This window comes from Paraburkholderia sp. J12 (assembly GCF_905220215.1).
GTDB lineage: Bacteria > Pseudomonadota > Gammaproteobacteria > Burkholderiales > Burkholderiaceae > Paraburkholderia.
The window spans coordinates 268310-283285 of record NZ_CAJMZC010000005.1 but is presented as its reverse complement, the minus strand read 5'-3'; the positions used below and the strand labels follow the sequence as shown (position 1 = coordinate 283285).

Sequence of the window (14976 nt, the reverse complement as noted above, 5' to 3'; positions counted from 1 at the left end):
AACCAAATTCCAGCGGTACCTGCGTCGGCGTCCATGGACCCTGAGGGTCGATCCAGGAAGTTCAGTCCGACTGAAGAATGACCTGCATCCTGCTTAGAAAGCGCGAAACAAATCGTCTTTCGGATAAGGTAGCGCCAGTTCAGGCATATCGTGTCTTCCGAAATATTGAATAGATTTTGTCTCGGAATCGGTGGGGATGCCGGAGCCGCCGATGACCTGGCATTGGAACAGCGTCACGACGTACTCAACATGATCGCCATTTGGATACCTGTATCGGAATGAGCGGCCGCCGTACACGCCGAGAATGCCATGAATGCAAACTGCATATCCCGTCTCTTCCATTACCTCGCGGACCATCGCCTCTTGGGGACTTTCTCCCAATTCAATCCCGCCTGCCGGAAGACTCCAAGCTTCTCCTGATGATTTTTCCTGCAAGAGTAGTTTGCCTTCACGGTCGTGAATCACGGCTCCAACAGAGGGACAAATTATCAAATCGCTACCAACCTTTCGGCGTAGTTGACTCATGTAGCTTTCATTACCAGGATGCGGCGACATCTTCCCTCCGGATCGTTCTGTAGCTGTACGATTGTCGACGATCTGGCCTTTATGGTCGAGTGTCTGAAAGTGGCCGGCCACCGCCCCATGCCCGAATGTGGCAATCGCCTCCGGCATGGTCGTCATGCAAAAGGCATATCCCGACCCATAGCAGACTCGAACCGCCCAATAGCGGTCGCTGGCATTCCAAACCAGCCTTCGTAATTCTCCACTTGAGCCACGTCCCGAAGTGAGCATTGCACTCATTCTTGACCTTGGCCGGGTTAGCGCAGTTGCCGGACATTTTGACCATCAGATCGTACGTATTACAATCTGATGCGATTGCAAGAATGAGGGAAAATATAATGCCTATTAGCTATATCAAGCGCGTCGTGAAGTGGGCGATCCCCGCCGCATTGATATTCATGGCTATTCAATATCATGATTCCGGCAAGTTTAGCGTTTATGCCGTGCCCAAAATTCTGGTCGCATTTATACTGGCCGGCGTGGTCGCTGAGGCGTTAGATTCCTGGTGGAAAAGGACGTTCGGTACGAGCACCGCCGCGGTGGCTGTGTCTGCGCTCTTCTGGAGCTGCACGGCAATCGGTTTGTTTGTGTTCTTTTATCAGATGCGTTAAGTCAGTGTTTCGCTGATGGCGCGGTTTCCATCGTGAAGGCGCCGCCTATGGCAAGAACTTGGCTTCAGGATTGCCAGCGATTTGCGCACAGGAGTCGAACGTCTGCAACTGGCCGAGGCTGTGTGAAAATGCAGGCCAAATGGTCCATTCGAGAAACCCGACCGTTCAGATCGCGCTGTATTGGCTTGGTCGCGACCCGGCAAGGGTAAAGCGACACCCGAAAACCGGGGAATTTCGCGTTTTCACACAGCCTCGACCACGAGCGGTCGGTCAACATCGTTGTCTAAATTGTCGACAACGAGTTACCGCCGCCACTTACAACGCAATTCAAACATCCCCATGTATTCAATCACTCTCGGACCGCTTGTGCTGAATCTCAACGCAGCGATGATCATGGTACCGAGCAATGGCGACTACGACTGGATGAACGGGGAATGGCGCGACACGCAGCAAGAAATTGAAGTCATTCAAGGCAACACATCGGCCACAGTGATTGGCAAGTCGGGGCGAATCGCATAAGGCCGTACGCGGCCAGCTTCGACCGTTCGACATAGCCCCCTAGATCGTCGACAATCGGTGCGAATGTCGCAAGGGAACGACTCGCAAATCTCCACCAAAGAAACCGTCAGCCATGCTCTTTGACCCGATTCGTCATGCCCCCCTTCTGCCTGTCACCTGGGATGAGCAACGCGTTCACGAAGTTATAGTCCGCATCGTCGATGATTCAAACGCCACGTTCGAACCCGAAACACTGTGGCCAAAACATCCGCTAGACTTCGAAAGCGATACTGAATCCCCGCCTCTCACACCGCTTTACTTCGGCGCGACAGGGACAGTCTGGGCGCTCCAGTATTTAGAGGCTTCGGGCATAGCCTCCTCCCATATCAAATGGGGGGAACACCTTGATTCGATTCGCGTACGCAACCGAACATGGCTCGATACGACAGGTTACGGTACTGCCGACGCTTCGTTTCTGATGGGCGAGTTGCCAATACTGATGCTCCAATATGCGCATACCCCCACGGCCGCACTCGAAACCCGACTCGCTAAACTTATCAATGACAATATCGATCATCCCGCGCGCGAACTGATGTGGGGATCGCCAGGTACGCTACTAGCTGCCTGCTTTTTGTACGAATGCACCGGCAATGAACGTTGGGCAGCCCTGTTTCGCGACACGGCTGCTTGTCTATGGGATCAGCTGGAGTGGTCCGACGAGCACAACTGCCACTACTGGACCCAAGACCTCTATGGCAAACACGTCAACTACCTCGATGGTGTACATGGCTTCGTTGCGACCGCCTCGCCGCTGATCCGCGGGCGGCATCTTCTCGACACAGCGGATTGGTCGCGGTGGCAGGAAACCATCGTAAACACGGTACATCGCACGGCAACCTGGGAACACGGCAGAGTCAACTGGCGTGCTCGGCTCAGCTCTGTGGTCACGCCGGAAAGCTGCCTGCTGATGCAGTTCTGCCATGGAGCACCAGGCTTCGTAGTCTGTCTCGCCAATCTTCCAGATAAGGCGCTGGACGATCTACTTATCGCCGCAGGTGAGACGGTCTGGGATGCAGGACCGGTCGCCAAGGGTGCATCTCTCTGCCACGGTACGGCCGGCAATGGCTACACGTTCCTTGCGCTGTATCAGCGGACCCGGAACCCGCGCTGGCTTGAACGGGCTCGAGCATTTGCCATGCACAGTATTCATCAGATCGAAGCCCATGCCGTCCAGTACGGCCAGCTACGCTATTCGTTATGGACGGGGGATCTGGGGGTAGCCGTCTATCTACTTGACTGCCTCCGTGGTGTTGCCGTATTTCCAACGCTAGACGTCTTCTATCCACATCCCCTCGGCGTAAGCCGTCACCGGTCCGAGCGTTAGCCGTTGAGCTGCATGCGTCCACAACCGGTCGTTCGACATGGGCGCCAAAATCGCTGACAATCAACGGCGATTTTCTTTGCCGATTTACCTTTTCCGATACCGTGGGGTAGGCATGACTTGTTGGTATTCGAGATGGCTCAACGGATTTGAGGGCAGAGCGCGTTCTACCGCAATGGCCGCAGTATTCTTGGGTGTGACCAATACAGCCACCGCAGATCAGTTCGAAGACGCAGAGGTAGCATTTCAGCGTATGGACTACGCAACCGCAGTCGCACTTTGGCAACCACTTGCTGAACATGGGAGCCCAAGTGCGGAAATTGGTCTGGGAAAACTCCTTGATTCCGGATTCGGCATCCCTAAGAATCAAGTGCAAGCCACAGTTTGGTTTCAGAAAGCTGCGAGCCAAGGTGATGCCGAAGGCGAATGCATCGTCGGAGAAAGATACGTGCAGGGAGATGGCGGCCTATCTCATGACGTTTCGCAGGGGTTGGCGCTAATGGAAAAGGCCGCCGATCACGGAAATGCAAACTGCGCGGGACAGATCGGGGAGCTCTATCGAAATGGTCTATTTGGAGTTCCCAAAGATCACGTTGAAGCGGCTGCATGGCATCGACGAGGGGCGGAGATGGGGGACGCGTCCGCCGAAGGGCGACTTGGCATCGACTATCAGTTTGGCATCGGAGTGCAACAGGATTCCGCGCAAGCTGCATATTGGTATCGAAAAGCTGTAGAACAAACGCGCAAAGAGGCTGATCAAGGTAACGTCGCTTCACAGCTGAATCTAGGCCAATCCTACGAATGGGGATCATTGGGCTTAGCCAGAGACAAACCTGCAGCCTTGTATTGGTGCCAAAAGGCAGCGCAACAAAGGAGCCGCATTGAGAATTTCGCCGAGCAATGCGTCGCGCGGGTTGAGCGGGAACGGTTTCCTACTGATACAAAGTGACGGTCGCCCTGCCATCCTGAATGGCCAATCTCGGCGTTCCTCAATGACCGAAAGGGGTCAACCACCGCCACCCAGCCCCCTCACCACCAGAATTCAGCGAGCCGCCCAGCAACCCCTCTGCCCTGGTTATACCCGGCTCTAGCGGAAGATGGACGCGCCGACGGATCCATCTGGTTCGTGCCCATCGAGACGCGGGAATCGGCATCCGGTGTGATCACCTCGACGCGGCTACCCTGCTTGCGCAGGGCCTCGACCTGGCTTGTAAGGTCAGTGCCCCATTCCGCTGATCTGCGCAGGCCCTCGAACTGGCCTGCCGGGTCCGCGCCCCGTCCCGGTGGCGTTTGGTTCCGTTCACCAAACGGCGATAGCACCACGACCTTCGCATAACCAGCAGCAAGATCGGCGTTTTCGCTGGAACGCACGCCACCATTGATGTAGCGAGCGCCGTTGATGTTGTGCGTCGGCACCAAACCAGGCAGTGCAGTGCTCGCGGTGACTGCATCCACGAGCTCCACGCCGGAATCGCGGTCGAACGCAGCCAACTCGCCCGTATGCGCATCGACGGCCACCAAAATCATTGGCCTGTCCGGCCATGCCTGGCGAGGCAACCTGGCGGCGACCGTTGCGCGCCGCCGTTCCGCCGCCTCGGGCCCGAGTATGGCGTCGCTCTCCAGGCCAAACGCACCCATCGCACGTTGTAGATCGAGTGCCGAGGTGGCGGCGGCGCCGATGGCCCTCATCCGCTCGTGCACCGCATTCATCGGCAGGGCCGCCCGTATCTCCCGGCCCTGTCCGGCCAGTTGAACGGGCGGGGACAGCGCCGCGGCCAACAGTTCAGCCGCCGGTATTCCGCTGCGCACCTGCACCGCCGTGGTGGAACCGGACGAGGTGCCGATCACCAGATCGGCCGCCTCTGCCAGATCGAGACCAGCCTCTGCCAGGCCGGCGATCACGCCGACCTGCCACGCATTTCCGGTAGCCCCGCCACCACCGAGAACCAGCGCAAGGTTTTTGGCCAGCACAAGGTGAGTGATGCGCCGGTGCGCAGCGGTCAAATGAAATCCGTGTTTGCCGATGTCGTCGAGGCAAGCGCTCACATCGACACCCTGATAGGGTTCGTCCCGGTGCAGCTCTATCGTTTTGAAGCTGGTCCAGGGGCCATATTGCCGCGGCAGGTTCGTCCCCTGCGGATCGAGCGTAAAGCCGAACACGCGGTCCTGTCCTCTTAAAACATGCACTCTCGCCATGGGTCGCTCTCGCTTCGCTTTCCCAGGAGCCGATCGCGGCACAAGATGTCGCCCAACCTGCCCTTTCCTGGCACAGGAGTCGACGAACCGCATGGAAGAGCGATATATTCCAGATAGATTGTTGGTGTCACCAACAATCTATCATGAGCAATCCGGTGTCGCCAATGGAAAATTGTTGGTGGCACCCCTCTCTTCGGGGCGCGATGGACATCACTAAACATACGGGCCAAGCACCTCTATGGCGCAATCTGGCATCCCGCTTGCTGAATCAGACTGCCATCCTGATCGGCAGAGTCGTGAGCGAAGCTCTCAGTGCGGAGGGGACCCATCGCTACCAGCTCGCCGCGCTGGCTACGCTCGATGCGTTTGGTGCCTGCTCGCAGTCCGAACTCTGTCGGCGGACCAACATCGACCGCAGCGATATGAACGCGATTGTCAATGCGTTGGAGGCGGAAGGTACGGTCATACGCGTTTCCGATCCACGCGACCGACGCCAGAATATTGTTGAGATGACAGAAGCGGGCAAAGCTCGCTTCGAGCGCCTGAAGGCTTGCCTCGCAGAGGCGGAGGACCGTGCGCTGGCGCCATTGATTCCGGCAGACAGGCAAGAGTTGCTCCGTTTGCTTCGGATACTTCACGATTACCACGCAGTTCCACCGCCTTCCACAGAAAGCCGGGGCTAAAGCCCCGGCCGCCTGCGATTGCTTACGTTGCGTACTGCGCGATCCCATTGCCGAACGACCAGTTCTCGCGGGCCACATCCACCAGATTGACGAACACGTCCTCGGGCCGCACCCCCGGACTGTCCGCGAGATTGCGCGCGATCTGTGCAAACAGCGCCTTCTTCTGCTCCTGGCCACGCGTGTTGTTCACCGCGATCTGGATCATCACGAGGTCGTCGCTACGCTCGATGCCCAGATACTGGCGGCCGAAAAAGAAGTTGTCTGCGTCATGTTCGTTGACCAGCATGAAGAAGTCGTCTTCCGGCACCTTGAACACTTCCATGAGCGCGCGATGGACGCCCTTGGTCAGGGCTTCGCGGTATTCGGCAGGCTTGCCGGTGCGCACGGCGATTCGGGTGAAGGGCATGTCGTTCTCCTCGATTGAATTGACATGCACAAGCTTAGGCGAGCATTATCATAACAAACAGACATAGATAGATATTTCATCTATTTTCAATAGAAATGAAACCCGAGATGAAAACGCTCGACCTCGATGCCGTGCGCGCCTTCGTGCTGGTTGCCGAACTACGCAGCTTCACGCGCGCCGCCGACGCGCTCGACACCACGCAATCCGCCGTGAGCCTCAAGCTCAAGCGCCTCGAGAGCCATCTCGGGCGCCAGTTGCTCGAACGCACGCCGCGCGTCGTGCGCCTTTCGCCCGATGGGCTGGCGTTCCTCGGCGCCGCGCGCGATCTGCTGGGCGCGCACGAGCGCGCGCTAGGCGTGCTGACCGACGACGAACGGCACCTGGCGCTCGGCCTTTCCGAGCACGTGGCCGATGCGCAACTGGCGAGCCAGCTTGCCAGCTTGCGCGCGCACGATCCGGGGCTCGTGATCGAGCTTCATCTGGGATCGTCGGCGGCACTGCTCGCCCAGTACGACGAACGCCGGCTGGATGCGGCGATCATCCGTCAGGAAGACAACGAGCTGCCGCGCGGCGACGCGCAGACGCTCTTCACCGAGCCGCTGGTCTGGCTGGCCGCGCCCGGTTTCCATTGGCAACCGGGCACGCCGCTGCCGCTCGCGCTGGTGGCCCCGCCCTGCGCGGTGCATGCCATGGCGGTTCGGGCGCTCGACACGGAAGGGATCGTCTGGAACAAGGTGTTCGTAGGCGGCGGCGTGGCCGCCGTCGGCGCGGCGCTGGAGGCCGGACTGGCCGTATCGCCGCTCGCGCGGCGCGTGGCGCCGCGTGCGCTCGTGGACGTGAGCGCGCGATTCGGTCTGCCCACGCTGCCCGCTTCGCGCGTGCAGCTTTATTCGCGCGTGCGGGAGCCGCGTTCGGCGGCTACGCTGCAACTGCTCGCCGCGAGCCTCGGCGCGGGGTAAGCCGTCGCAAAGGTGCGCGGCTCCGGTCGGAGCGCCGGGGCGTCCTGGCTTCAGCCAAGGATGGGCGGCAGCTCGCGCGACTGGGCAGCGGGGGAATGACGCGGCGCGTTAGCCGCCGCCGGGGACGCCTGCACCACGAGTTTGCGGCGCGCGGCCGGACGCGTCGCTGCCGGCCTGGCCGGCGCGGGCTTCGGCACATGGGCCGCACTCTCGCGCGCTCGCGCATGCTCCTCGGTCGCGGCGTGCGGGTTGCCGTGGGGCGCCTTCGCCGCATGCGCCGCGCCAGCATGAGCACCGGCATTGCGCGCCGTCGGATGCGCACCCGAATGACCGCCGCCATGATGCGCCGGCGCCGAATGCGTGCGTGCCGCACCCGGCTTCGCGTGCGTTTCCCGCTTCGGCTTGGGGGCATGATTCCCACGCGCTGTAGCCTGCGCGCCCTTTCCGGCATGCGCCCGGGCCCCCGCATGCGCCTGCTGCGCACCCGACGCCCCTGCCCGCCCACCCGCTTCGGCCGCCACGGCCGCCGTCGATATCCACATTGCCGCGACCAACACTGCCACTGCCCGCACGTCGCCCTCCTGACTACCCGTCTCGATCTTTGGTTTACCGGCCGGCGATTATACCCAACCTGAACTTGCAATAATCCATATATGGACTAATATTCAGTTAAAGTTCATTTTAGGACTCAATCATGCCGTATGCGAGCGCTTCTTCGTCAGCCGCCCCGGCCCGACGGCCGGGGGCCGAGCCCACGCTCACCCAGATGTCGGCGGCCGGCCTGCGCGCCTTTTTCAACATCGCACGCGATTGGGATCTGACGGTCGACGAGCAGATCGTCCTGCTCGGCTCCCCGGGCCGCTCGACCTTCTTCAAGTGGAAGCAAACGCCCGAAAGCGCCCGCCTTGGCCGCGATACGCTCGAACGCCTCTCGCTCCTCCTCGGCATCTACAAGGCGCTGCAGATTCTCTTGCCCCAGCCCACCGCCGCGGACGCGTGGGTCAAGCGCCCCAACGGCGCGCCGCCGTTCGGCGGCCGGCGCGCGCTCGACCGCATGCTGGCCGGCAATATCAGCGATCTCGTGGCGGTGCGCCAGTATCTGGATGCGATGCGGGGCGGCTGGGCGTGACGCAAACGAACTGGCAACACCGCTGGCGCAGCGCGCCGCTCGCATGGTCGCCGGCGTATCGGGTGATTCCCACCCGCTTTCCCGCCGTGAACCTGTTCGACCGCGTGGCATCGGCCGAGGATTTCGAGGCGCTCTACGCGCTCGAAGCCCTCACCAACGACCGCCTGCGCACCGAAACCGGCGAACTCGATCTCGTGCCGCGCGAGGAGCGCCGCTTCGGCCCCGGCTATGGCCCGATCATGGCCGCCTTCACGCACCTGAATCCCCAGGGCAGCCGTTTTTCCGACGGCAGCTACGGCGTGTTCTACTGCGCGCGCTCGCGCGAGACCGCCATCGCCGAAACGCGCTACCACTCGGGGCTGTTCCTCGCCGCGACCAACGAGCCGCCGCTGCGCCAGCAGATGCGCCTTTACACGGTGGAAGCCAAAGGAGAAGTGGTCGATCTGCGCGACGATCCGGCGCTCGACCCGGCCGTGCTCTCGCCCCTCGACTACGGGGCCGGCCAGGCGCTCGGCCGCGCGGTACGGGCGGCGGGTGCGCCCGGCATCGCCTACCCTTCCGTGCGCGACGCGGGCGGCGAGTGTCTGGCCGCGCTGCGCACGTCGATCGTGCGCGCGTGCCATCACGCGGCCTACCTCGAATACAACTGGAACGGTCAGGCCGTCGATATGGTGTTCGAACTGAACCGCATAGGCTGAGGCAGCAGGCAACAGGCAGCGCAAGCAGGAAATCGCCGCTTCAGGGCAGCGCAATCTGCGCGGCGCCTTGCTCGCGCGCCTCGGGGGTCGAGACCGACCATTGCCGCTGCGTGAGCGCCTCCACAATCGTCAGCCGGCCTTCGGGAATGAACGCACCGGTATCGATGAAAATCTGCGCGCCGATCTGGCGCACTTCGCGCATCGGCGTGTGTCCGCAGTAGGTGGGAGACAGGCCGCGCTTCGGCTTCGCCTCGCCGAGCGCGAGTTCGCGCCCCCAGAGCAGGCGCTCGCGCACAGTGTCGTCGAAGCGGGCCGCGTCGAGTTCGGCATCGTCGCCGAAAAATTCCGCGTGGAGCACGTTGAATCGCGCGCCGCCCTCGCCGACCACGCGCACGAGCGGCAGCTTGCGCAGACGCGCCGCGTGCTGCACGAGCGCGCCCTCCGGCAGCGACTCGGCCCACGCACCGCCGATGCCGTACCAGCGATAGCGCGGCTGGCGGCCTTCGGCCACGGCGCACATCGTGTCTTCGTGATTGCCGAGCACCGCGAAAAACCACGGCTTTTCGAGCAGCGCCAGCGCCTCGATGCACTGTTCGCCGCGATCGACGAGGTCGCCCACCGAGAACAACCGGTCGCGCGACGCGTCGAACCCCACCTCGCGCAAGAGGAAGCGCAGCGCATCCACGCAGCCATGCAGGTCGCCGACCACGAAATCGCGGCCGGCGGCGTTGCTTGCGTGATGTTCGATAAGCGGAATGGGAGCGGGGATCATGCCTTCATGATAGCGCCGCCGCCAGGTCTGCGCGTGTCATCCCGGCGCGCAGGCGGCGTGCCCGCTTCGGGGCGCCGCCCTGCGTCCCCGGCCAGGCGCCTGAGGCTACGCGCTCCGAGCTATGCGCCGCCCCACCCCCTCACTGCGGCTGGGCGCGCAGCGTGCCGACCTGATCGGGCGTGATCGTCGCCTGCGGATTGCCGAACTGCTTTGTCACGTAGTTCGAGATCGCGGCAATCTGGTCGTTGGTGAGTTCGCTGCCGAACGCGGGCATCAGCACGTCCGCGTCCTTCGTTTTGCGCGTCACGCCGTGCAGGATCACCATCGCCAGGTTGCTCGGGCTGGCCGCGCCCGCCACGCTGTTGTGGATCAGCGCGGGGTAGGCACCCGGCGCGCTCGCGCCGACGCCTTCTCCGGTCCAGGCATGGCAGCTCGCGCAGTTCGCGATGAAGAGCTGCACGCCGTTCACGCTCGTGATGTCGGTGCCGCGCAGCGCCGTCACATCGTCCACGGCCGGCTTGCCCCACGAGTCGCGCGAGCGCGTCACGCCGCCCGAGATCGGCTGCTGCGCGCGCAGGTAGGCCACGATCGAGCGCAGGTCTTCGTCGGTGAGATATTGCGTGGAGTTCTGCACGACTTCGGCCATCGGGCCCGCCGCGTTCGCGTGGCCGGCGGCGGCGCCGGTCGCCAGATAAGCGATCAGTTCGTCATCGCTCCACGTACCGATGCCGCCCGCCTTGTCCGGCGTGATGTTGTAAGCCTGCCAGCCCGCCTGGGTCGCGCCCGCGAAGCGCTCGCTCTTGCTCAAGCCCTGCATGAAGTTGCGCGGCGTGTGGCACTCCTCACAATGCGCCAGCCCTTCCACGAGATACGCGCCGCGGTTGTATTCGGCGCTCTGTTGCGGATCCGGCACGAAGCGCCCTTCGTTGAAGTTGAAAAGGTTCCAGAAGATCATCAACCAGCGCATATTGAACGGAAAGCGCAGTTCGTTGGCGGGCGGCGCGTAGTGGATAGGGGTGACGGTGTTCAGATACGCGCGGATCGCCTGCACGTCCTGTTCGGTGACGCGCGTGAATTCCACATACGGGAACGCCGGATAGAGCCGCTCCCCGTTCTTGCCGATGCCTTCGTGCATCGCGCGCATGAAGTCGGCATCGCTCCACTGGCCGATGCCGGTGTCGGGATCGGGCGTGATGTTCGGCGTATAGATCTTGCCGAACGGCGTGGCGATGGCAAGGCCCCCCGCAAACGGGCGGCTCTTGTCGGCAGTGTGGCAGGCCACGCAGTCGCCCACGCGCGTGAGGTATTCGCCGCGCTTCACGAGGTCGGGCTGGCTGACCGCCGTGCCGTCGGGCGTGGCGCCCGATGCCTGGCCGTGCGCGGACGACAAGGGCAGTTCGTCCACGGGCCGCGCCGCGCCGTCGTGCGAAGCGTGCCACGCGATATAGAGCGCAAAAGCGCAGAAGAAGACCGCCGCCAGCGCGGTGCGCGTGCGCCGGGTGCGCGCCACGGGTGCGAGCAGGGCGGCGCGTGCGGAAGGGGACTGTTGTTCGTTCATCGTCTGTCTCCGGCCGGTGCGCATCAGAGCTCGTGCCGCAGCTTGTCCGCCAGCTTCAGCGACAACGCGGCAATCGTGAGCGTGCAGTTGACCGATGCCGCGGTGGGCATCACGGAGCTGCTCGCGATGAACAGGTTCGAATGGTCATGGGTGCGGCAGTCGGCGTCCACGACCGAGTCCGCAGGATTGGCCCCCATGATCGTCGTGCCCATGATGTGGTTGTTCGGCGCGAAGGTATCGTCGAACGCGACCTCGGTGCCGCCGAAGAGCTGCGCGATCTGCGCGTAGAGATCGTGCGTATTGGCTGCGCTTTTCTTCACGTAGTCGTTGATCGAGTAATAGATCTCGGGCTGCGGAATGCCGAGTGCGTCCTTGCGCTCGCCCGAGGGCAGCACGCGGTTCTGCGGCTCGGGCAGATGTTCGTGAAAGCTGTTGATGTTGAGCGTGCGCGCGGCGCGGTCGCGGATCTGGCGGTCCAGTTCGGCCCCCGTCACGCCGTTCTTGAGAAGCGCGGCGGTCACGGCCATGGTGCCGACGCCATTCGAAAGATGCAGCTTCTTCGCGGCATAGTCGGAGCGGAACGCGCCGTCGCGGAAGTTCACCACGGAGGTCATCTCCATCGGCCCGCGCCCCGGCCACAAGGGCTCGTTGGCGAGGAACGTGACGCCCGTGCCCGGGTGGTCCATGAGATTGCGGCCCACCTGGTCGGAACTGTTGCCGATACCGTGCGCAAATGCATCGCTCACGGACATCAGCATGAGCTTCGGCGTTTCGATGCCGTTCGCCGCGAGCACGAAGAGCTTGCCCGTGACGCGGGTGCTGTTGCCGTTCGGGTCCTTGTAGTGGACCGCGGTAATGAGCCCCTTGTTGTCGGCCTCCACGCGATAGACCACCGCCTGCGGGATCAACTTCGCCCCCGCATGCTCGGCTTTTTCGGCATGGATCACGCCGGCGTACATCGCCGCGATCGGGCAGATCGGCATGCAGTTGTTGTTGCCGCAACAGGTGGGCCGCGCATCGTAGGGCCGGCTGTTGCGCGCCACGGGTTCGGGCACGACGTGAAAGCCGTTCGCATTGAGCACGTCGGAGAAGCGCTGGTCCATGTACGAAAGCGGCAGCATGCTCATCGGATAGGGATGCGAGCGCGGCGAGCCCAGATCGTAGGGGGTGCCCGGCCCCGACACGCCCAGCGCCTCTTCGGCCGCCTGGTACCACGGCTCGAGCGTCTCGTACGGATAGGGCCAGTCGCGGCCCACGCCGTACTGCGTTTTCAGGCGGAAATCCGCGGGCAGGAGCCGCCACGCGGCGGCGGCCCAATGCCACGTCGTGCCGCCCACGAGGCGCAGATACTGCGAGTTGTACGGGTAGTCGCCCTTCTGGATCAGATAGTCGTTGGCCGGCGAATACTCGGGATGCGGGGCGTAAGGCGAGGAGGGATAAGGCGTTGCGAAATCGGCTTTCGCGGGCGAGTTGCGGAAGTTCTCGACGATCTGCCAGCGCGCGAGGCGCGGCCCGGCTTCGAGCAGGATCACCGAGGCGCCCGACTGCGCCAGCTGATACGCGACCAGACTGCCCGCCACGCCCGAGCCGACCACGACTACGTCGGCAGAATTATCTATCGCCATTGTCGTCCTCTTTCTTCTGGCTTTCGTTGTGGGGACCGCGCGCGGCATTGCGCAACCGCCGCGCCCGGAAGACGCGGCGGCCGTCGCGTGCGAGAGGCAGCACGCGCGAGGCCTTGCGTGACGCGCCTCAAGCCTGCGCACGCCCGGCCGGGACGCTCTGCCCGGCCGGCACGCGCCATGCGGCACGTCCGCCACTGCTACAACCTGCCCATGCTCAACTGCTGCCGGGCTTTTTCGTCCAATAGAACGGCACGTCGCGGCAATACGACGGAATGGTCAGCACATCGTTGACCGGATCGAACATCAGCGCCTTCTCGTACGCCAGCACCTCGATATGCGGCGAATCGCCCACGAGGCCCAGATACCAGGCGCGCATGATGTCGCCCACCGTCGTCGCGAGTTCGGGCTGCGCGTCTTTGAGCGCCGCGGTCACGCTGTCCGAAGGCACGCCGCCGTGACTCTGCAGCCAGCCGCTCAGGGTGTCCACGTTCGAGACGAACTGGCTGTTCGCGCGGGCGAGCGCCGCATAGACGCGCTCGCCGAGCAGCTTGTCGAAGCTGGCGCGGCCGGTAAGCCGTTGCGAAAGGGCGATGAACGCGTCGTAGCCGCTGTCGTCGGCGGAAGTGGCGGCGAACACGCGTGCGAAGCCGGGCAGCGAGCCGGGGCGGCCGGCCATCGTGAAAGCCAGCACCGCCGCGGCGGCGCACGCACCGGTCACGAACTGCCGGCGGCCGGGCCGATGGCCCGAGGGGTGGGGCGTCCCGTCCTGCGTCACATCTGTCATGCGGACTCCAGATGAGTTTCGTAGCGAGCCGGCAGCCATGTTGCCTGCCGGGTCCGGGGCGATACGAACGAGGTTTGCTATCGTGTTGCAGCACGCGGGCCGGCTTTCCCGATGAAAGGTGCCGATGACGCGCCGCGCAAGCAATATAGCCTTTCCTGGCCCGATTAGACAAACCCGTTGCCATAATGCATGGCATAAAACGCACGCCAGAATCGCCGCAGCCGGCGTGTGCCCGATGTTTTGTCACACTCACGACGACATGAATCTCTATCCTCAGGTGTTACGCAATCGTCCGTACATGGTGCTCGGGGCGCTGGCCGGATTCGCGGTGGGCTTCCTCTCTCCCGCCGCGCTCAAACCCACGGCACGCGTGCTGCTGGGCTGGGACGCGGCGATCTGGGTCTACCTCGTGCTGATCTGGATTCACATGGCCTTCGCCTCCGAAGAGAGCGTGCGCAGCAACGCCCAGCGCGAAGACGAAAACGCGGGCGCGGTGCTCTTCGTGATCTGCACGGCCACGGTGGCGAGCATCGTGGCGATCGTGCTGGAGCTCGGCACCACGAAGGACCTCGGCATCGCTTCGAAAGTGCTGCATTCGGCCATTACTGGCCTCACGCTGATCGGCGCCTGGTTCCTCATCCCCACCATCTTCACGCTTCATTACGCGCGCGTGTTCTACGGGTCCGATCCCGCAGCGCCCGCGCTCGTCTTTCCCGACCGCGAGCTTGCGCCGAATTACTGGGATTTCCTGTACTTTTCGTTCACCATCGCCGTGGCCTCGCAAACCGCCGACGTGGGCATGCGCGGGCGCAGCGCGCGCCGCAGCGTGCTCGCGCAGTCCATTCTTTCGTTCTACTTCAACGTCGCCGTGCTGGGCCTGTGCGTGAACATCGCGGCCGGCATGGTCGGCGGCTAGGCCCCACCTTCCCTCCCGCCCGCGGGGCGGCCGCTGCCCCATCGCTGGGCATGCCCCTTGCTGAATGTCCGCCCAAGAGCCCTACGACGTTCGCGGTTTGGTTCCGGCCTGCTCTTGCACTACATTGAACAGGACGCGCCGCCGCGGGCGCAGTAGCAACCCACGCCGCGGCTCCGGCACCCTCCGGGCGACGTGATCG

At 63.2% G+C, this 14976-nt stretch carries 17 protein-coding genes; 9 read left to right on the top strand and 8 right to left on the bottom strand.

The features are described from left to right. Window positions 1–93 precede the first annotated feature (93 nt). The gene (locus U5760_RS14315) at window positions 94–681 is read right to left on the bottom strand and encodes an NUDIX domain-containing protein (RefSeq protein ID WP_322012602.1); all 588 of its coding nucleotides are present in this window, start codon (window positions 679–681) and stop codon (window positions 94–96) included. A 218-nt stretch (window positions 682–899) separates the two neighbouring features. Here U5760_RS14315 and U5760_RS14310 point away from each other — a divergent pair, with 218 nt between their 5' ends. The 4 genes from U5760_RS14310 (at window position 900) to U5760_RS14295 (ending at window position 4000) form a co-directional block, all read left to right on the top strand. Continuing rightward, window positions 900–1172: a hypothetical protein gene (locus U5760_RS14310; RefSeq protein WP_322012600.1), complete on the top strand. Its 273-nt coding sequence runs from the start codon at window positions 900–902 to the stop codon at window positions 1170–1172. A gap of 366 nt (window positions 1173–1538) precedes the next feature. After that, on the top strand, window positions 1539–1691 hold the full coding sequence (locus tag U5760_RS14305) for a hypothetical protein (protein WP_322012598.1): 153 nt from the start codon (window positions 1539–1541) through the stop codon (window positions 1689–1691). A 112-nt stretch (window positions 1692–1803) separates the two neighbouring features. Continuing rightward, the gene (locus tag U5760_RS14300) at window positions 1804–3054 is read left to right on the top strand and encodes a LanC-like protein (protein WP_322012597.1); all 1251 of its coding nucleotides are present in this window, start codon (window positions 1804–1806) and stop codon (window positions 3052–3054) included. 37 nt (window positions 3055–3091) lie between these two features. Beyond that, window positions 3092–4000 (top strand): tetratricopeptide repeat protein, encoded by a 909-nt coding sequence (locus tag U5760_RS14295; RefSeq protein WP_322012596.1) that lies wholly within the window; start codon window positions 3092–3094, stop codon window positions 3998–4000. An 80-nt stretch (window positions 4001–4080) separates the two neighbouring features. Here U5760_RS14295 and U5760_RS14290 read toward each other — a convergent pair whose 3' ends face one another. Then, the gene (locus U5760_RS14290) at window positions 4081–5211 is read right to left on the bottom strand and encodes a patatin-like phospholipase family protein (protein ID WP_322012594.1); all 1131 of its coding nucleotides are present in this window, start codon (window positions 5209–5211) and stop codon (window positions 4081–4083) included. A gap of 179 nt (window positions 5212–5390) precedes the next feature. Between U5760_RS14290 and U5760_RS14285 the strand changes: the two genes are divergently transcribed. Further along, window positions 5391–5930 carry a MarR family winged helix-turn-helix transcriptional regulator gene (locus U5760_RS14285; RefSeq protein WP_322012592.1) on the top strand — a complete coding sequence of 180 codons (540 nt, stop codon included), beginning with the start codon at window positions 5391–5393 and terminating at the stop codon, window positions 5928–5930. A 22-nt stretch (window positions 5931–5952) separates the two neighbouring features. Here U5760_RS14285 and U5760_RS14280 read toward each other — a convergent pair whose 3' ends face one another. After that, complete coding sequence (locus U5760_RS14280) at window positions 5953–6336, bottom strand: tautomerase family protein (RefSeq protein ID WP_322012590.1); 384 nt, start codon at window positions 6334–6336, stop codon at window positions 5953–5955. Between the two features lie 107 nt (window positions 6337–6443). On the opposite strand from U5760_RS14280, the gene U5760_RS14275 reads away from it, so the two are divergent. Then, window positions 6444–7295 carry a LysR substrate-binding domain-containing protein gene (locus U5760_RS14275; protein ID WP_322012589.1) on the top strand — a complete coding sequence of 284 codons (852 nt, stop codon included), beginning with the start codon at window positions 6444–6446 and terminating at the stop codon, window positions 7293–7295. Window positions 7296–7345: 50 nt separating this feature from the next. Here the strand turns inward: U5760_RS14275 and U5760_RS14270 are convergent, their stop codons facing one another. Next, window positions 7346–7867 (bottom strand): hypothetical protein, encoded by a 522-nt coding sequence (locus U5760_RS14270; protein WP_322012587.1) that lies wholly within the window; start codon window positions 7865–7867, stop codon window positions 7346–7348. Window positions 7868–8061: 194 nt separating this feature from the next. Here U5760_RS14270 and U5760_RS14265 point away from each other — a divergent pair, with 194 nt between their 5' ends. Together U5760_RS14265 and U5760_RS14260 are read left to right on the top strand one after the other, a co-directional pair. Beyond that, entirely contained in the window at window positions 8062–8424 is a 363-nt protein-coding gene (locus tag U5760_RS14265) for an MbcA/ParS/Xre antitoxin family protein (RefSeq protein WP_415914104.1), read from the top strand. Next, complete coding sequence (locus U5760_RS14260) at window positions 8421–9122, top strand: RES family NAD+ phosphorylase (protein WP_322012584.1); 702 nt, start codon at window positions 8421–8423, stop codon at window positions 9120–9122. Before U5760_RS14265 ends, U5760_RS14260 begins: the two co-directional genes overlap by 4 nt. Before the next feature lie 40 nt (window positions 9123–9162). On the opposite strand, the gene U5760_RS14255 is transcribed toward U5760_RS14260, so the two are convergent. The 4 genes from U5760_RS14255 to U5760_RS14240 form a co-directional block, all read right to left on the bottom strand. Continuing rightward, window positions 9163–9894 (bottom strand): metallophosphoesterase, encoded by a 732-nt coding sequence (locus U5760_RS14255; protein WP_322012583.1) that lies wholly within the window; start codon window positions 9892–9894, stop codon window positions 9163–9165. 139 nt (window positions 9895–10033) lie between these two features. Further along, the gene (locus U5760_RS14250) at window positions 10034–11452 is read right to left on the bottom strand and encodes a cytochrome c (RefSeq protein WP_322012581.1); all 1419 of its coding nucleotides are present in this window, start codon (window positions 11450–11452) and stop codon (window positions 10034–10036) included. A 23-nt stretch (window positions 11453–11475) separates the two neighbouring features. Next, on the bottom strand, window positions 11476–13077 hold the full coding sequence (locus tag U5760_RS14245; protein ID WP_322012579.1) for a GMC family oxidoreductase: 1602 nt from the start codon (window positions 13075–13077) through the stop codon (window positions 11476–11478). Window positions 13078–13291: 214 nt separating this feature from the next. Then, window positions 13292–13861, bottom strand: a complete 570-nt coding sequence (locus U5760_RS14240) for a sugar dehydrogenase complex small subunit (RefSeq protein ID WP_322012577.1) — start codon at window positions 13859–13861, stop codon at window positions 13292–13294. A 259-nt stretch (window positions 13862–14120) separates the two neighbouring features. Between U5760_RS14240 and U5760_RS14235 the strand changes: the two genes are divergently transcribed. Next, a complete protein-coding gene (locus tag U5760_RS14235) occupies window positions 14121–14777 on the top strand; it encodes a DUF1345 domain-containing protein (RefSeq protein WP_322012575.1) in 657 nt (218 codons plus the stop codon). Window positions 14778–14976: the final 199 nt, after the last annotated feature.

Excerpts from the sequence above, each read along its gene's own strand:
- U5760_RS14315 (WP_322012602.1), bottom strand. The coding sequence starts at position 681 with ATGACGACCATGCCGGAGGCGATTGCCACATTCGGGCATGGGGCGGTG.
- U5760_RS14310 (WP_322012600.1), top strand. The coding sequence starts at position 900 with ATGCCTATTAGCTATATCAAGCGCGTCGTGAAGTGGGCGATCCCCGCC.
- U5760_RS14300 (WP_322012597.1), top strand. The coding sequence starts at position 1,804 with ATGCTCTTTGACCCGATTCGTCATGCCCCCCTTCTGCCTGTCACCTGG.
- U5760_RS14295 (WP_322012596.1), top strand. The coding sequence starts at position 3,092 with ATGGGCGCCAAAATCGCTGACAATCAACGGCGATTTTCTTTGCCGATT.
- U5760_RS14285 (WP_322012592.1), top strand. The coding sequence starts at position 5,391 with ATGAGCAATCCGGTGTCGCCAATGGAAAATTGTTGGTGGCACCCCTCT.
- U5760_RS14280 (WP_322012590.1), bottom strand. The coding sequence starts at position 6,336 with ATGCCCTTCACCCGAATCGCCGTGCGCACCGGCAAGCCTGCCGAATAC.
- U5760_RS14275 (WP_322012589.1), top strand. The coding sequence starts at position 6,444 with ATGAAAACGCTCGACCTCGATGCCGTGCGCGCCTTCGTGCTGGTTGCC.
- U5760_RS14265 (WP_415914104.1), top strand. The coding sequence starts at position 8,062 with ATGTCGGCGGCCGGCCTGCGCGCCTTTTTCAACATCGCACGCGATTGG.
- U5760_RS14255 (WP_322012583.1), bottom strand. The coding sequence starts at position 9,894 with ATGATCCCCGCTCCCATTCCGCTTATCGAACATCACGCAAGCAACGCC.
- U5760_RS14250 (WP_322012581.1), bottom strand. The coding sequence starts at position 11,452 with ATGAACGAACAACAGTCCCCTTCCGCACGCGCCGCCCTGCTCGCACCC.
- U5760_RS14245 (WP_322012579.1), bottom strand. The coding sequence starts at position 13,077 with ATGGCGATAGATAATTCTGCCGACGTAGTCGTGGTCGGCTCGGGCGTG.
- U5760_RS14240 (WP_322012577.1), bottom strand. The coding sequence starts at position 13,861 with ATGACAGATGTGACGCAGGACGGGACGCCCCACCCCTCGGGCCATCGG.
- U5760_RS14235 (WP_322012575.1), top strand. The coding sequence starts at position 14,121 with ATGAATCTCTATCCTCAGGTGTTACGCAATCGTCCGTACATGGTGCTC.